Origin of the sequence: Micrococcus lylae NBRC 15355 (assembly GCF_001570885.1) — a bacterium.
In the GTDB taxonomy this organism is placed as follows: domain Bacteria; phylum Actinomycetota; class Actinomycetes; order Actinomycetales; family Micrococcaceae; genus Micrococcus; species Micrococcus lylae.
In genome coordinates this window covers 1-16,175 of the sequence record NZ_BCSN01000056.1, presented here as the reverse complement: position 1 = coordinate 16,175, position 16,175 = coordinate 1, and the positions used below count along the sequence as shown (strand labels likewise).

General features: G+C 72.5%; 16 protein-coding genes and 1 pseudogene. 9 read left to right on the top strand and 8 right to left on the bottom strand.

From position 1 onward, the window contains the following. Positions 1 to 300, top strand: a pseudogene (locus tag MLY01S_RS12685) (hypothetical protein); the annotation flags it as partial. 122 nt (positions 301 to 422) lie between these two features. After that, positions 423 to 1,055, top strand: a complete 633-nt coding sequence (locus MLY01S_RS10135) for a hypothetical protein (RefSeq protein ID WP_067191712.1) — start codon at positions 423 to 425, stop codon at positions 1,053 to 1,055. 198 nt (positions 1,056 to 1,253) lie between these two features. On the opposite strand, the gene MLY01S_RS10130 is transcribed toward MLY01S_RS10135, so the two are convergent. Next, positions 1,254 to 2,045, bottom strand: a complete 792-nt coding sequence (locus MLY01S_RS10130; RefSeq protein WP_067191710.1) for a Cof-type HAD-IIB family hydrolase — start codon at positions 2,043 to 2,045, stop codon at positions 1,254 to 1,256. Positions 2,046 to 2,146: 101 nt separating this feature from the next. After that, positions 2,147 to 3,433 (bottom strand): serine--tRNA ligase, encoded by a 1,287-nt coding sequence (gene serS / locus MLY01S_RS10125; RefSeq protein WP_067191709.1) that lies wholly within the window; start codon positions 3,431 to 3,433, stop codon positions 2,147 to 2,149. Positions 3,434 to 3,498: 65 nt separating this feature from the next. Here serS and MLY01S_RS10120 point away from each other — a divergent pair, with 65 nt between their 5' ends. From MLY01S_RS10120 to MLY01S_RS10100, 5 genes are all read left to right on the top strand, one after another. Continuing rightward, entirely contained in the window at positions 3,499 to 4,617 is a 1,119-nt protein-coding gene (locus MLY01S_RS10120; RefSeq protein ID WP_135103270.1) for a diacylglycerol/lipid kinase family protein, read from the top strand. Positions 4,618 to 4,843: 226 nt separating this feature from the next. Next, entirely contained in the window at positions 4,844 to 5,320 is a 477-nt protein-coding gene (locus tag MLY01S_RS10115; protein ID WP_067191707.1) for a hypothetical protein, read from the top strand. 13 nt (positions 5,321 to 5,333) lie between these two features. After that, positions 5,334 to 6,179 (top strand): efflux RND transporter periplasmic adaptor subunit, encoded by an 846-nt coding sequence (locus MLY01S_RS10110; protein WP_067191706.1) that lies wholly within the window; start codon positions 5,334 to 5,336, stop codon positions 6,177 to 6,179. Beyond that, positions 6,176 to 6,880, top strand: coding sequence for an ABC transporter ATP-binding protein (locus MLY01S_RS10105; RefSeq protein ID WP_067191704.1), 705 nt, complete (start codon positions 6,176 to 6,178; stop codon positions 6,878 to 6,880). Before MLY01S_RS10110 ends, MLY01S_RS10105 begins: the two co-directional genes overlap by 4 nt. Then, a complete protein-coding gene (locus tag MLY01S_RS10100) occupies positions 6,877 to 8,046 on the top strand; it encodes an ABC transporter permease (RefSeq protein WP_067191702.1) in 1,170 nt (389 codons plus the stop codon). The genes MLY01S_RS10105 and MLY01S_RS10100 overlap by 4 nt, the downstream gene beginning before the upstream one ends. Positions 8,047 to 8,049: 3 nt before the next feature. Here the strand turns inward: MLY01S_RS10100 and MLY01S_RS10095 are convergent, their stop codons facing one another. The 4 genes from MLY01S_RS10095 to MLY01S_RS10080 form a co-directional block, all read right to left on the bottom strand. Continuing rightward, the gene (locus MLY01S_RS10095; protein WP_135103269.1) at positions 8,050 to 8,460 is read right to left on the bottom strand and encodes a hypothetical protein; all 411 of its coding nucleotides are present in this window, start codon (positions 8,458 to 8,460) and stop codon (positions 8,050 to 8,052) included. Beyond that, complete coding sequence (locus MLY01S_RS10090; protein WP_135103268.1) at positions 8,445 to 8,969, bottom strand: YqxI family protein; 525 nt, start codon at positions 8,967 to 8,969, stop codon at positions 8,445 to 8,447. Before MLY01S_RS10090 ends, MLY01S_RS10095 begins: the two co-directional genes overlap by 16 nt. Before the next feature lie 161 nt (positions 8,970 to 9,130). Then, positions 9,131 to 10,117, bottom strand: coding sequence for a prephenate dehydratase (pheA, locus tag MLY01S_RS10085; RefSeq protein ID WP_245232094.1), 987 nt, complete (start codon positions 10,115 to 10,117; stop codon positions 9,131 to 9,133). Next, positions 10,114 to 10,440 carry a rhodanese-like domain-containing protein gene (locus MLY01S_RS10080; protein WP_067191697.1) on the bottom strand — a complete coding sequence of 109 codons (327 nt, stop codon included), beginning with the start codon at positions 10,438 to 10,440 and terminating at the stop codon, positions 10,114 to 10,116. Before MLY01S_RS10080 ends, pheA begins: the two co-directional genes overlap by 4 nt. Positions 10,441 to 10,615: 175 nt before the next feature. On the opposite strand from MLY01S_RS10080, the gene MLY01S_RS10075 reads away from it, so the two are divergent. Further along, entirely contained in the window at positions 10,616 to 12,034 is a 1,419-nt protein-coding gene (locus tag MLY01S_RS10075; RefSeq protein ID WP_067191696.1) for an amidase, read from the top strand. A gap of 66 nt (positions 12,035 to 12,100) precedes the next feature. Here MLY01S_RS10075 and MLY01S_RS10070 read toward each other — a convergent pair whose 3' ends face one another. After that, the gene (locus tag MLY01S_RS10070) at positions 12,101 to 14,188 is read right to left on the bottom strand and encodes a PIG-L family deacetylase (protein WP_067191715.1); all 2,088 of its coding nucleotides are present in this window, start codon (positions 14,186 to 14,188) and stop codon (positions 12,101 to 12,103) included. Then, positions 14,185 to 15,330 (bottom strand): acyl-CoA dehydrogenase family protein, encoded by a 1,146-nt coding sequence (locus MLY01S_RS10065; RefSeq protein WP_070637365.1) that lies wholly within the window; start codon positions 15,328 to 15,330, stop codon positions 14,185 to 14,187. The genes MLY01S_RS10070 and MLY01S_RS10065 overlap by 4 nt, the downstream gene beginning before the upstream one ends. Positions 15,331 to 15,568: 238 nt before the next feature. On the opposite strand from MLY01S_RS10065, the gene MLY01S_RS10060 reads away from it, so the two are divergent. Beyond that, entirely contained in the window at positions 15,569 to 16,030 is a 462-nt protein-coding gene (locus MLY01S_RS10060; RefSeq protein ID WP_067191714.1) for a Fur family transcriptional regulator, read from the top strand. The last annotated feature ends 145 nt before the right edge of the window (positions 16,031 to 16,175 follow it).

Here is a 16,175-nt window from a genome sequence, read left to right as displayed (position 1 = left end):
TCCTCGGACCCCTCGGACGAGGCAGAGGAGAGCGCCGAGTCCTCGGACGAGTCGGACGACACCGACCGTGAGGAGGAATCCGAGCCGTCCCCGTCCGAGGCGAGCGGATCCGAGGACGGCGAGGAGCCGTCGTCGGGAACCGATGAGCAGAAGGACAAGGACACCGAGGCGGACGTGCAGGCGGCCGAGTCCCAGGACTCCGGCGGCATCGGTGGGATCCTGCCGTGGGCCATCGGCGGGCTCGGCGTGATCGCCCTGGCCGGCGGCGGCATCATCCTGGCCGGCCGGCGCGGCGCCTGACAGCACCCCCGGCAACGACCGCCCGGCCCCACACCGTCCACTGTGGGGCCGGGCGGTCGTCTGCGTGGGGCAGACGGCCGGGTTCCCCGGCGGGAGTCGAGCCGGCTGGCAGGATGGAGGGCATGTACGTCCTGACCGTGAACCAGCGTGACTCCCGCGAGGTCGGAGACATGGTGGACGAGCTGATCCGCCGGCTCCGCCACGTGGACACCCTGCTGCCGTTCCAGCGCTCCGTGGGGGACGAGCTGATCGGTGTGGTCGCGGACCCGCACACTGCCGTGGACGTGGCGCTGCGGGCGGTGCGGGAGCGGCGCTGGAACGTCGGCGTGGGGGTCGGACCGCTGCTGGCCGCAGACGGCACCCCGGGTCTTCCGGACTCACAGGACCTCGAGGACGTCACCGGCCCGGGCCTGGTGGCCGCCCGCCAGGCGGTGGAGGCCGCCGCCCACGGCCAGCGCATCCCGGTGGCCGTGTCAGCCCGGAACGCGGAGGCCGCAGCCGAGGCCGAGGCCGTGCTGCGGCTGATCGGTCAGCTGGTGTGGACCCGCACGGACGCCGAGTGGCGCGTGCTGGACCTGATGGTCCCCGGTGTGCGCGGTCAGCAGAAGCTCGTGGCCGCCGAGCTGGGCATCACCACCCAGGCCGTCTCCCAGGCCGTGCAGCGCTCCTTCTGGACAGAGGAGCACGCCTGCCGGCCGGCCGCCGCCCGCCTGCTCGCGCTCGCGGACGAGGTCGCCCTGCCGGAGGCGGGCTGAGGTGCCGGGGCGGATGTGGGAGCCGGCGGCCGTCTGACCCCCGAGGGGCGCTCTCGACCGGCCCGGGTCCCGAGCGAACGTCTTCCGCGCGGTAACCCGACGGTCTCCCGCACGAAAGTGCCCGGGGACTCGACTGTTTCCCGCACGAAAGTGCCCGGGGACTCGACTGTTTCCCGAACGAAAACGTCCGGGTGGGGTTCAGAGGAGGGAGTCGAGGACGTCGGCCAGGCCGTCGTCGTCCACGTGGCCGGTCACCTCGTCCGCGGCGGCCACGACCTCCTCGGGAGCCTGCCCCATGGCCACGCCGCGGCCGGCCCAGCGGAGCATCTCCACGTCATTGCGGCCGTCGCCCACCGCCACGGTGTCCTCCTGGGACACGCCCAGCACGGTGCGCAGCGCTTCCAGCCCGGAGGCCTTGGTGACGCCGGCGGCGGCGATGTCCAGCCAGGCGGTCCAGCCCACCGAGTAGGCCACCCCGGACAGGCCGATGCCCTCCACTGCCCGGCCGAACTCCTCGGCGGAGGAGTCCGTGGAGAACACCACCAGGCGCACGGCCGTCTGATCCAGCAGCCGGTCGAAGGGGACCCCCTCGGAGCGCACACCGAAGGACATGTCCTGGAACCGCTCGGTGCCGAGGAACGAGCCGTCCGGCAGCTCGATCGCGTACTTGGACGCGGGCAGGCGCTCACGCAGCCTCCGCAGCACCGAACGCGGATCGAATGTGCGCAGGTCCGTGACCTCGTAGCCCTCCTCCAGCTCCGGATCCAGGCGCAGGGTGACGCCGCCGTTGGAGCACACCACGTAGCCACGGTCGATGCCGAGCGTTTCGGCCACCGGGAGGGTGGCGCCGCGGGAGCGGCCGGTCGCGATCACCACGTGGTGGCCAGCGGCCACCACGGCCTTCGCAGACTCCCGCACGCGGTCATGCATCCGCCCGTCATGGTCCACGAGCGTTCCGTCCACATCCAGGCACACCATCTTCGTGATCATGTCCCCCATCCAATCAGGTCCGGCGGACAGCACGCCGCTCGCGGCGGAAGCGCCGGTGGCGCACCGGTGAACTCTGCGGGACACGCCGGCTCGACGCGGGCTCAGACGAGCTCGAACCGCTCCATCCCGCCCAGGTACGGGCGCAGGGCCTCCGGGACGGTCACGGAGCCGTCCTGGTTCTGGTGGTTCTCCAGGATCGCCACGATCCAGCGGGTGGTGGCCAGGGTGCCGTTGAGGGTGGCGACCATGCGGGTGCCTCCCTTGGAACCGTCCTCCTTCACCACACGCTCGCGGGTGTTCAGGCGGCGGGCCTGGAAGGTGGTGCAGTTGGAGGTGGAGGTCAGCTCGCGGTAGGTGCCCTGGGTGGGGACCCAGGCCTCGCAGTCGAACTTGCGGGCGGCGGAGAGGCCGAGGTCGCCGGCGGCGGTGTCGATCACGCGGTAGGGGACCTCGATCTTCGCGAGCATCTGCTCCTCCCACTCGAGGAGCCGCTGATGCTCGGCCTCGGCCTCCTCCACGGTGGTGTAGACGAACATCTCCAGTTTGTTGAACTGGTGGACGCGGATGATGCCGCGGGTGTCCTTGCCCGCAGAGCCGGCCTCGCGGCGGTAGCAGGTGGACCAGCCGGCGTAGCGGATCGGGCCGTCGGAGAGGTCGAGGATCTCGTCCGCGTGGTAGCCGGCCAGGGCCACCTCGGAGGTGCCGACAAGGTACAGGTCGTCGCGCTCGAGACGGTAGATCTCGTCGTCGTGCTGGACGTCGAAGCCGGTGCCCTGCATGGTCTCCGGACGCACGAGGGTCGGCGGGATGACCATGGTGAAGCCGTGCTCGACCGCCAGGTCCAGGCCCATCTGCATCAGGGCCAGCTCCAGCCGTGCCACCACGCCCTTGAGGAAGGAGAACCGGGCGCCGGAGACCTTCGCGCCGCGCTCCATGTCGATGCCGCCGATCAGCTCGCCGATCTCCAGGTGGTCGCGGGGCTCGAAGCCCTCCGCGGCGAAGTCCCGCGGGGTGCCGACCTCCTTGAGCACGGCGAAGTCGTCCTCGCCGCCGGACGGGATGCCCTCCACGATCAGGTTCGGGAAGGAACGCTGCTCCTCGGCCAGAGCGGCCTCGGCCTCGCCGGCGGCGGCCTCGGCGGCCTTCACCTGGGCGGCCAGCTCCTTCACCTCGGCCAGCAGGGCCTGCTTCTGATCGCCCTGCGCCTGCGCGACCTTCTTGCCGAAGGACTTCTGCTCGGCACGCAGCTCCTCGTACCTCGCGATGGAGGCGCGGCGGGAGCTGTCCGCCTCGATCATGCGGTCCACGGCTGCGGCGTCCGCCCCGCGGGCTTCCTGGGAGGCGCGGTACTGGTCCGGGTTCTCGATGAGGTGCTTGACGTCGATCACCCCTCCAGACTAGCGGTGGCCGGGCAGGACACCCTGCCCACAGCACGGCTTCCTAGAATCGAGATATGAACAGTGAGACCCCCCTGGAGATGGTCCTCGCCGTCATCGCGCTCGTCGCCGTGGCGGCGGTCTGCGTGGTGCTCGTGTGGAACCACGTGCGCGTCCGGCGGCTGAGCAAGCAGGTCGAGCGGCTGCGCTCTGAGCGCCAGTTGCTGGTGGACCGGGTGGACCAGCTGAAGACCCAGGTGGACGAGCAGTCCGGGGACGCCGCCGGACGGCACGAGGTCGCCCTCGTGATCAACCCGGTGAAGAACCGCGCGGACGAGGTCCGCAAACAGGTGCTGGCCGCCGCCCGGGACATGGGCATGGGTGAGGTGCTGGTCCTGGAGACCACTGAGGAGGACCCGGGCACCCAGATGGCCGCGGATGCGAAGGCGGCCGGCGTGAGGGTGGTCATCGCCGCCGGCGGCGACGGCACGGTCCGCACCGTGGCCGAGCAGCTCGTGGGCACGGACGTCCGCCTGGGCATCGTCCCGATGGGCACCGGCAACCTGCTGGCCCGCAACCTGGACCTGCCCATCACGGACTTCGGGGCATGCATCGCCGCCGCTCTGAACGGCACCACCAAGACGATCGACACCCTGGACGTGCGCCTCGAGGGCGAGGACGGCGAGCGCCACCGCCACACCACCGTGGTGATCGGCGGCGTGGGCCTGGACGCCGAGGTCATGGGGGACACCCGTGACGACCTGAAGGCCAGGGCCGGCTGGATCGCCTACGGCGAGGCGGGCCTGCGCCACCTGCCGGGCGACCGCCAGGACGCCACCATCACCATGGACGGAGGCTCCCCGCGCCGCTACAAGGTCCGCTCCGTGCTGGTGGCCAACTGCGGCACCTTGCAGGGAGGTCTGGAGCTGCTGCCGGACGCGAAGCCGGACGACGGCCTGCTGGACGTCATGGTCCTCTCCCCGCGGCACGTGCTGGACTGGGCGCGCATCGCCGCGAACACTCTGGTGGGCCACCGTGTGAAGATCCCCGTGATGGAGACCCTGCAGGGCACCCGCGTGCAGGTCCGCTTCGACAAGCCGATCGTCTCCCAGCTGGACGGCGACTCCACCGGAGAAGTCGTCGGCATCGACGCCCGCCTGGTGGCGGACTCCCTCACCGTGATGCTGCCGCGCTGACCCTCCCCAGGGCCGCACAGGGCACCGCTTCCCGACGACGGTCCCTCACCTCCCGTGCCCCCGTCGCCGCCGAGAAGGCGGTGCGGGGGCACGTGCCTGTCTGGGGTGCGCCACACCTTCGCCCTGCGCCCACCGACCTCGGGCGGCCCAGTGCAGTTGCCACGCTCCCCCCCCTGATGAATACTCTCCTCATATCTTCGACACAGATTCTGGGAGGGGGGGCGGAATGCGCAGAGGCCGCGACACCACGCGGACAGCACGCACCACCGCGTTGCTTCTTCTGCCGCTCGTTCTGGTGGGCCTCACCGGCTGCACTGATGACTCGGACGACGGGTATGTGGACTTCGCCGCCTATGAGCAGGAGTTCCACGACTACGCCGAGCGCCTGCCGCTTCCCGAGGGTGACTCCTATGGCGAGCTGAGGCCGCCGGAGGAACCGACTGAGTACGGAGTCGACGCTGGCCGCGTTCTGGCGCTGTCCTACTACACGTGCTTCTGGACACGTGAGTACCTCCGCGCCCATGACGACGGAGACGTCCCGCGGCGGGACCGTGCCGAGGGACGACTCGCGGACGGCCTGAAGGACCCGATGATCAAGTACTCCGTCGGCAACCCGGAGCGTGAGGCCCTGGACGAGGCCCGGCTCGGCGATCTCACGAAGTTCCGCCAGGAAGTCGCGGCGAACTGCCCCGAAGGGTCGTGAGGGACACGGCGTGATGAACGGCAAGACTGGCCCTTTCCTCACGGCGCTCGCCTGTGCATTCGCGGTGTCGGGCTGCACCCCGGCGTCGGATCCGTCCGTTGCCGGTCCCCCCGCACAAGCAGCGCCGCAGACCCTCACCGTCGAGCGCGGCGACCTCGCCTCCGTCCTGGTCGTCCCCGGAACGGTGGTGGACCGCCCGGAGTACGCCCTGGCCGCACCGAAGGCCGGAACCCTCTCCCTGGGCAACACCTCCCCGGACGAGCCGGTGACGGCCGGCGGTTCCCCGGTCGTGCGCGTCGGCGATGTCCCCCTGACCGCACCGCATGACGGCATCGTCGCGGACCTGCCGGCGGCGGAGGGGACCCGGGTCGGCCGCGGTGCGACCGCCGCCGTCGTCCGCCATGGCGGACTCGCCGTCCAGATCCAGGTGCCCGCGGAGCAGGCCTACCGGGTGGCCACGGCCCCCACCTCGGCCAAGACCACCATCGACGGCGGCCCCGGCGGCCTGGAGTGCACTCTGGCCGGAGTGGTGTCCGCGCCGGAGGAGGCCGGCCAGGGTCAGGAGGATTCCGCCACGCCGTACTCGGCCCTGTGCCTGCTGCCCCTGGACACCGAGGCCGTTCCCGGGCTCCCCGCCCGCGTCGGGCTGCAGCTGGAGACGCGAGAGGATGTGCTGACTCTGCCGCTCTCCGCCGTCAGTGGCCGCCAGGGCAGCGGCGAGGTGGCCGTGATGGCCAAGGACGGCACCGTGGAACGCCGGCCCGTGGGACTCGGCGTCTCGGACGGCACGCTGATCGAGATCACCGAGGGCCTCGCTGAGGGCGACGAGGTCACCGTGGCCGCGCCCGGGTTCGGATGAGCGTCCCCGTCCTGGAGCTGCGCGGCCTCTCCGCGTCCTTTCCGTCGGGGCAGGGGCGGAGAACTCTGTTCACGGACGTGGATCTGACGGTGGGAGGCGGTGAGACGGCCGCGATCCTGGGCAGGTCCGGCTCCGGCAAGACCACCCTGCTCACGCTGCTGGGCCTCATGCAGCGTCCCGAGCACGGCACGATCACACTGGCCGGCAGGGACGTCTCCTCCCTCTCCGATGCGGACGCCGCCCGCCTGCGGAACCGTCACATCGGCTTCGTCTTCCAGAACTACTCCCTCATTCCCCATCTGAGCGTCCTGGACAACGTCCTGGTGCCGGCCACGTATGCGCCGCGGGACGTGGCCGGCGGCCGGCGCGGCAGGGTCCGGCGCCGGGCAGAAGATCTGCTGGACGCCGTCGGACTGGGTGGACGCGGCCAGGACCTGCCCCTGCGTCTGTCCGGGGGAGAGCAGCAGCGGGTGGCGATCGCCCGCGCCCTGCTGCTGGAGCCGGCCGTGGTGCTCGCTGACGAGCCCACCGGAGCGCTGGACGAACAGACCGGTGCCCGCGTGCTGGACATGCTCGTGGCCACGGCCCGGCATGAAGGACGCTGCCTGGTGGTGGTGACGCATGACGATGCCGTCGCCGGCGTCATGGACCGTGTGTTCCGCCTCGGCGAGGGGACGCTGCGTGAGGAAGACCGCCCATGATCGGCACACTCTGGGCGGACCTGCGCGCTCAACGCCTCCGCTCCGTCCTGACCGGCCTGAGCATGCTCGTCGGCGTGCTCGTGGTGGTCGGCATCAGCGCGGCCAGCGCGGTGGTGGACGATGTCTTCGTGGCCTCCGCCGAACAGAAGGACGGCATCGCCGGCAGCCACGTGCTCACGCTCCCGCCCGCCACTGCCACGCAGGCTCTGGACGCCGCAGAGCTGACTCACCGCCGGCTCGGGGGCGCCCCCGCACGCCTTGAGGTCTCCACCACGAACCCGCTCATGCTCAGCGCCCATGACGCTCCGGACCCGGACCTGCGCTCCGTGGAGACGCTCTGGACGTCCGGGAATCTCACCGACTTCCACCGCTACCCGGTCCTGGCCGGCTCACCGGACCTCGGTACCGGCCTGCCGGCCGTGGTGATCCTGAACGCAGCGGCGGCCGAGGTCGGCCTGCAGCCCGGGGACTCCGTGTGGACGCCACTGGCCGACGGCGGCACGCCCACCCGCCTGACGGTGTCCGGGATCGTCGACGACGGCCACGCCTCCCCGCGGATGTGGGCGCCGCTGGCACTCTGGGAACTCCAGCAGCCGCCCGATCCGGCCTCCACCCAGACCCTGCTGCGCTTCGTGGTGCCGCCGGAGAAGGGCGCCGATGCCGCGGTGGCCGTCACGGCGGCCGTGGCCGCGGCGGGCGTGGATCCCGGTGCGGAACAGCCTGTGCGCGTGGATCGCGTCGGTGAACTGCGGGAGTCGCTGTCCTTCATGCAGGCGGTGTTCTCCGCCGTGGCGGTGGCCGCCCTCCTGGTCTCCGCCCTGGGCCTGTTGAACATCGGTCTGGCCTCGATCGCCGAGCGCTCACGCGAACTCGTGGTCCGCCGGGCACTCGGCGCCCGGAGAAGCCACCTCTTCATCCAGGTGATGGGGTCGTCCCTGCTGCTCGCGGTGATCGTGACCGTGGTGGCCGTGGGCCTGGTTGTCGGCCTCATGCACCTGGCCGCGCCGCTCTGGCTGCCCGAAGGCGGCGCCCACCGCGTTCCGGCGGTGCCCTGGGAGGCCTTCGGCCTCGGACTGTCGGCTGCCGCACTCACAGCGGCACTGGGTTCGGCGCTGCCGGCGTGGAAGGCCACCCGTCTTCCCGTGGCTGACGCCCTGCGCCGCTGACGCTCACTGCTGGCCGAGCCCACGCTGCCGGTAGGCGACGACGAGTTTCTTGGCCAACTCCCGACTGCCCACCAGCGGCGCCAACGACTCGGCCATGTCGTCCATACTGGAGAACTCTTGACGCTTGGCGGCAACCACAGACGGGAACTGCCCGAACATCGTGTCCGGGTATGTATCGACCGGCTGCCCCTTCATCCGAGTCTCCATGATGGCGATTTGCATCTGGACGGCCGCTTGCTTCACGCCTGAGATAAAGTGCACGGCACATTCTCTAGCGAATGGCTCCTTGTCGTTGAACTCGACACTCACCACGAGAGACTGAATGAGACCCATTGCCTCGGACAGCTTCTCTTCGAGCCTCTCGACACGCGCCTCCAGACGCGCAACGTCCTCAGTTGTCACAGCAGAACCCATAGCACCCCCTCGACGGCATTGGCGATGACGTTCGCGGTCCCGTCATCCATGATGGCGCTCAAGCGTTTGTATACCTCTGACCGGACCTGATGCGTGGCGACATCGGGGATGTTCGCCACATCGTCGATGGCATCGACGATCCGGACACTGTCCCGTCGGATCACGTCGGCGGCCCTCTTATCCAGAAACCCGTCCGCCATGGTGACGAACTTCTGCCCGCCACCTCGCATCGCACCGGCGACACCCCGCAGAGCGACCTTGACCACTTCACTCTTCAGCCCTTGGGTCTCGGCCTGCCCGCCTGTGGCCAGCTGAGCGGTCACATCACCGGCGTTCACCCGCAGGTCACGAGTGGTAGCACGTTCGTGACGCGCCTCCCAGAGCATCGTCTCTGCCGGTGCTCCTTGGCTACTTAGACGATCTGCCGCGACGGCCGTCGATGGCGAAACGACCGAGAGGAGCAACATCACAGATATCGCCATCGCAATGAAGCTTTGCTTGATGCGCACGCTTTTCCCTACCCGTGGAGTGATCTTTGCTTCACCACAGGCTAGGGACTCCACTCCACCAACGAAAGTCCACTCTTCCCCGCCTCCATCGGCCGAGGCCAGAAACGTCTGCACCCCCGTGTGACACGGCCGCCCAGACCTCCGCCCTGCGCCGCTGACGCTCAGCGCTGCAGCAGCCCTGCCACCCACTCCCGACCGGAGCGGTAGGCCGCATCGCTCATGTGGGTCGGCACCTTCACCATGCGTTCGACCGCGCGCGGGTAGGAGCCCAGGAACCGGACACCCGGGAAGATCCGGTGCAGCGCGGCCAGGGCCGCCTGCACCCGCTCCTCGGCCAGGTGCCCCTCCAGGTCGATCGAGAAGAAGTACTGGCCCAGCCCCGAGCCGGTCGGCCGGGACTCGATGCGGGAGAGGTTGATCCCGCGGGTGGAGAACTGTTCCAGGATCTCCAACAGTGCACCCGGGTGGTCGTCCGGCAGCGGCACGGTCAGCGTGGTCTTGTCCGAGCCGGTCGGCTCCGGCAGCGGGCCCGGGCGGCCCACCAGCACGAACCGGGTCACCGCACCGGCGGTGTCCTCGATGCGTTCGGCCAGCACGGGCAGCCCGGTCTGCTCCGCCACCAGCGGGGCACAGACCGCCGCGTCGAAGGCGGGGGCGGCCGTGCCGTCGTCGTGGGGCTGCGGCAGCAACAGGCGGGCTCCGGCCGCCGTGGAGGAGGCCGGCGTGAACTCGGCGGAGGGCAGGTGTGCGTCCGCCCAGCCGCGGACCTGCGCCCAGGCGTGGGTGTGGGTGGTGATGCGGCAGACCTCGTCCAGGCCGATGCCCTCCCGGCCGACCAGCACGAAGCTGATGGGCACGAGGACCTCGGCGAGGATCTGCAGGTCGTCTCCGGAGGCCACGTCGTCCAGGGTGGCGGAGACGCCGCCCTCCACGGAGTTCTCGATCGGCACCATCGCGTAGTCGGCGTCGCCGGCGCGCACGGCGGCCAGCGCGGAGATCACGGAGGAGGACGGGGTCACGTCCGACTCGGCGACCTCGGGGATCTGCCGCAGCGCCGCCTCGGTGAAGGTGCCCTCGGGTCCGAGGAAGGTGAAGCGGGCGCGCGCCCGACCCGCCTCAGAGGAGACGGGCGGCAGAGGCGCGATCACTTGACGGTCGGCTCGGCGTCGCCGTCGGCCTCCATCGGCTTGCCGGCCTCCAGCCAGGCGTCGGAACCGCCGGCCACGTTGAGGGCCGAGTAGCCGCGGCCCACCAGGAACTCGGCGGCGCGGGCAGAGCGGCCGCCGGTGCGGCAGATGACGTAGTAGTCCGTGTCCGGGTCCAGGTCGTCGATGCGCTCGGGCAGCTGGCCGAGCGGGATGTGCTGGGCGCCGGCGGCGCGGCCGAGGGCGAACTCGTCGTCCTCACGGACGTCCAGGATCGCGGCGTCGGCGGGGATCTGGTCAACGGTGACGGTCTCGAACATGCTCATGGGGCCAGGGTAGCCGGGCCCGCCGCCGCGGTGGCCACAGGCGGCGGGCGTCTCGGAGACCGGCCGTCAGGCGGCCGAGCAGCGGCCCGTCCCCTCCCCCACAGAGGTCCTCAGCGGCTTCCTCCGCCGGGCTGCTCGCCGCGGACTGACAGCGGAACCTTCTACGCTGGGTCCCATGGCAACCACACCCGATCGCCTCGCCCGCCTGATGGACCGCTCCGCCGTGCAGCTGCGCGACGACCTCGCCTCCGGAGCCCTCACCGCCGCCGAGACCGTCGAGGTCGCCCTGACCGCCGCGGAGCGCAACGCGGACCTCGGCGCCTTCGCCCTCCTGGACACCGAGAGCGCCCGGGAGCAGGCCGCCGCCGCGGACGCGGCCCTCCGCAGCGACGAGGACGACCGCCGGCAGCTGATCGGCATGCCGCTGGCCTACAAGGACCTGCTGGACGTGGCCGGACTGCCCACCCGCCACGGCTCCGCACTCACCGCCGCCGCGCCGGTGCCCACCCAGGACGACCCGCTGGTGGCCCGGCTGCGCGCGGCCGGCTCCGTGACCCTGGGCAAGACCACCGTCCCCGAGTTCGGCCTGGACTCCCACTCGGAGAACCCGCTCGGCGGGGCGGCCCGCAATCCCTTCGACCTCACGCGCTCCGCAGGCGGCTCGTCCGGCGGCGCCGCCGCGGCGGTGGCCGCCGGGATCCTGCCGTTCGCCCCGGGCAGCGACGGCGGCGGCTCCATCCGGATCCCGGCCGCCGCCTGCGGCCTAGTCGGGCTCAAGCCCGGCCGCGGCACCGTCCCCTCGGACCGGGCCGAGGACACGGTCACCAACCTGACCTGCGCCGGCCCGCTGGCGCACACCGCCGAGGACGCCGCCCTGCTCTTCGACGTGATGACCTCGGCCGAGGGCCTGGCCGGCCGCACCCTGCCGGACGTGCAGGCGGACGCCGCGTCCCTTGCCGCCGGCGAGCGCCCGCGGCCCCTGCGCCTCGGGCTGACGACGGCTTCCCCGTTCGGGCCCTCCCTGGAGATCCGCCTGGCCAATTCCGCTCTGACCGCCATGACCCGCGCCGCAACCGCCCTGGCCGGGCTCGACCACAGCGTGGAGGAGTTCACCCCGGAGTACGGCGAGGACTACCACCAGGACTTCCGTGCCGTGTGGACCTCCAACCTGCTCAAGGCCGAGCTCCCTCAGGGCGCCGCGGCCCACCTCGGCCCGCTGGCCGCCGACTTCCTGGCCACCGCGAGCGCACGGCCGCAGGAGGAGACCGAGGCCGCGGTGGACCGGCTGACGGCCTGGGCGCGGCACGTGCGCGGCCAGTTCGCCGCGTACGACGTGGTCCTCACCCCTGTGCTCGCCTTCGCACCCCCGGAGATCGGCCACTTCACCGCCCTGGAGCCGGAGGAGAACTACGCGGAGCAGTGCAGGTTCACCCCGTACACGTCCATGGTCAACGTGCTCGGACTGCCGGCGGCCTCCGTGCCCGTGCTGCGGAGCGAGGAGGGCCTGAGCTGGTCCGTGCAGGTGATCGGCCGCCCCGGGGCCGAGACCCAGCTGCTCGCCCTTGCCGCCCAGCTGGAGGCCGCACGCGCCTGACGCCCGACGGCCCGGGCGCGGCGGACGGCGCGGCGCGGGGCCGTCGTCGGGAAGGTAGGACGGGGCTCAGTCCACTGGCAGGCCGGCGAGGTAGCCGGCGAACCCGCCGGGCGAGCGCCCGTCCAGGCGCGCGGACGTCGCCACCCGTACCCGGTCCGTCGCCACCACCGGCACGCCGTGCGCCCGCGCGGCCTCGGCCAGGCGGACGTCCTCGTGCTCAGCGCAGTGCGATACACCGCCGAGCGCCTCGTACTGCGCCCAGGTCAGGCCCATGTTGGCCCCGTGCACGTGGCCGTGTCCCTCGCGGTGCTCGTACTCGGCGGCCCAGGCCTGCCGCAGCGCGGGGTCGGCGCCGGCGAGGTCCACGGTGCCCAGCACGAGGGCCCCGCGCGGATCCTCCACGTCCACGCCGGTGCCGAGCACGGCCAGCCCCGTGAGCCAGCCGGGGGGCACGCGGGTGTCCGCGTCCGTGGATGCGACCCACAGCCGCTCGCCCGGCACGTCCGGGAACAGGCTGCGGCCGTGCCGGGCACCCACATCACGGGCACGGCCCACGCTCGGCCGCCCCGGGGTGTCCGCGCCCAGCTCGAGAACATGGAACCGGGGGTCCTCCTGCGCCTTCGCGCGGGCGATCTCCACCGTCCGATCCGTACACCGGTCCGCCACCACGACGACGGCCGCGGACCCCTGCGCGTGCTGCTCCTCCCAGCGGTCCACCGTGGCGGTGAGGGCCTCCAGGCAGTCCGGCAGGTCCGCCTCCTCGTCCTTCGCGGGGACCACCACGACGGCATGGTCAGCCGTGTGGGCGCGGGCCAGCAGGGCCAGGCGGACGTCCGCCTCGAGGTGCTCGGCGACCATCCGCCAGCGGGGGTCCGCAGCGAGACGGGCGTGGACGTCGTCACCGTCCAGGGGCCAGCCCTGCACGGGCTGACGCCAGTGGCAGGCCAGCACCTCGCCATCCAGTGCCATGTCCCGGTCGATGCAGTCGACGAGCTCGTCGAGCTCCTCCGGCTGCAGGAAGTAGCCGATCTCGGAGACCACGGCGAGGTCGAGCGGTGCGGGCTCCTGCGGCCACTGCTCCGGCAGCACCGCCCGCCGGACCTCCGCGTGCGGCAGTCCGTCGAGCCGGGCCTGCGCCCGCTCGACGGCCAGTGGGGAGGCTTCCAGCCCCACGACCTCGTCCGCCCGGTCGGCGAGCTCGGCGGTGAGCACACCGATCGAGGCGCCGGCTTCCATGACCCGCCCATACCGGGGGCGCGTCAGCAGGGCAAGGGTGAGCGCCCGCTTGCGCCGCTCATAGGGGCTGGAGAGGTAGCGCCACGGGTCCTCGGCGCCGGCGTAGAGGCGGTCGAACACGGCCTCGGCGCGGTAGGCGTCGTGCTCGTCCGGGCCGGAATAGCGGGCGCAGTCGAATGCGCGGTCGAAGTGCGTGAGCATCTGCGGGGACAGGATCGCCTCGTCGCCGGGGGCGTCCGAGAGCGGTGCCACCTGGGAGGCGTGCGCGGCCAGGGCGTCCCGGCGGGCCCGCCGGTCCTGGTCGCTCAGGGGCAGCCGGCGGTAGCGGCGGGAGGGCAGGGCCTCCGGCGCTCCCCAGTGCCAGAACCACAGCGGGAACTCGCACAGCGGCAGGTGCTCCTGCGCGGCGAGCGCCCCGACGGCCCGGCCGACGGCGTCGTGGTCCGCGTGGCCGTCCGTGCGGTCATGGGCCACGAGCAGGACCGGGCCGGGCCGATGCGCCGCGACCAGCTCCGCCACGGCGCCTCGGAGCTCTGCCTCATGGGCTGCCACCTGCGAGTCCGGCAGGTCCAGGCGACGGACGCGGAGCCGGTCCCGAGCGTCCCCGCCCAAGGCGTCGGCGGCGTGCTCGAGCTCCGGACCGCGCAGGGCGCGCAGCCGCTCCGGGGTGTGCGTGGGCGAGTCCGGATGGGAGGCCTCGCCGGCGGTGGCCACCACCAGCTCCACCCGTGCACCGGCGCGCAGGGCCGTGCGGATCAGTCCCGTGGCGCCGAGGGTCTCGTCGTCCGGATGGGCGACCGCCACCACCACGAGCCAGGTGCGGTCGAGCGGGGGCAGACGCAGCAGTGGCAGGTCGGCGATCCCGGCCTCCTCCCACGCGGACTCGGCGGTGCCGTCGTCCAGATGCGAGAAGCTCACCACCAGGCCTCGGCTCCGGTGTGCTCGTCCTCGAGCAGGGCGGCGCCGAGGCGGGCGTCGTCCCGGTCTCCGTGGTGCTGGCGCAGGTAGACCTGAAGGTCCGCCACCATCTGGGCGTGCCCGGCGTCCTGGGTCAGCGGCCCCGGACCGGTGGCCTCGCCCACCGTCTGCAGGACCTCGGTGCAGACCTGCGCCACGGTCCCGCGGACGCGGTCCGCCTCCACCATGCCGCAGGCGTGGTCCAGCTCCCCGGCATCCACGGCGTCCGCGGCGGCGCCCAGCACGACGGCGGCTGCGCGCAGCAGCCGGTCCACCCGGCCGTACGCGGCCTGCCCGATCTGGTCCGGTCCCGTGCCGCGGCCCTCGTCCGCTCGCGCCTGCCGGCGGTGCAGCTGGGCACGCAGGGTGCGTGCCGCATGCACGGCGCCGCCGAACCAGCAGGCCGCCACCCCGATGCCGCCCCAGGCGAAGCCGGGGCGCTGCAGATACCACTCGGGACCGCCGACCTCCACGGCCGGGACGGCATCGAAGGCCACTGGACCGGTGGTCACGGCCCGCAGGCCCAGGGCCGGCCAGGCCGGCTCCCCCACGTCCACACCGGGGTGGCGCAGGTCCACCAGGAACGCCTGCGGACGTCCGTCGTCCTGCCGCCGGGCGGTCACCACGGCGGAGGTGCAGTCCGCCGCCAGCGAGCACCACGGCTTCGTGCCGTCCAGGCGCCAGGTGTCCGAGCCGTCGTCGTGCTTGGTGAGCCGGGTGGCGGTGAGGGTCACGCCGCCGGACTCGGACGCATACACGCCCAGCAGGCCCGACGGGGCCGGGACGTCGGCCTGCGCCAGGATCGAGAGGGCGTCCAGGTGCGGCTCCAACACCCGGGCGGCCGCCAGGCTGCGGGCACCGAGGGTCGCGAGGATCTCCCACTGGGCTCGGGTGCGCCCGGCTCCGGTCAGCGGCAGCTCCGCCGGGTCCGCGTCCTCGAGGATGGCGGCCAACGCGGTCACAGGCTCGTCCGCACCGGCGGCCTCGGCGAGCGCCTCCAGCAGCCGCTCCTCAGCGGCCTCGCGGGCGTCGACGGACGGGGCGGGCGCGGACGGATCACGCTGTGAGCGGACGGATGCGAAACGGACCCGGTGCACGGGCATGGCGAGCCTCCTGGAGACGACGTCGGGGGCCGCAGGTGCACGGCCCGAGACTGCGACTGTAGGGCCCTGGGCTGACCAGGGGGAACGGCCCGGGTGCGGCGGACGGCCGCGGCGAGGCGCCGACGTCGGGAAACGGGGGCGGGGCACCGGGCGGACGCCCCGGCGTCACCGTCCGGCCACCGGACACGGACCCGACGTTTTCTTGACTGACTCAAGAAAAGGCGGTTGGGTGGTGACCATGAGCACAGCACTGAAGGAGGCCTCGGACGACGCAGCCCTGCTGCGCGCGGCCGGCCTGCGCGTCACGCGCCCCCGCCTCGGTGTGCTCGCCGCCCTGCGCGAGCACCCGCACGCGGATGCCGCCGACGTGCTCACCGCCGTCCGCGAGGGCCAGCCCACCGTCTCCCACCAGGCCGTGTACGACTCCCTGCACACCCTGACCGAGGCGCGGCTCGTGCGGTCCCTGCAGCCGGCGGGCTCCACCGCACGCTATGAGCTCGACGCTCATGACAACCACCACCACCTGGTGTGCCGCGGCTGCGGCGCCCTCGTGGACGTCCCCTGCCACACCGGATCCGCGCCGTGCCTGAGCGCGCCCGAGGACCACGGCTTCGCGATCGACGAGGCCGAGGTCTACTACTGGGGCCGCTGCCCCGCCTGTGCGGCCGAGGACACCACCCTCCCCCACTCCACCCTCTGACGAAAGGACGATCATGGCCTCCCAGCATGACGAGACCACCACCCTCGGCCAGGTGAGCGAGGACGCGACCCAGGGCGGCTGCCCGGTCGCCCACGGCGCCTCCCTGCCGCATCCCGCCTCCGGCGACGCGAACCAGCAGTGGTGG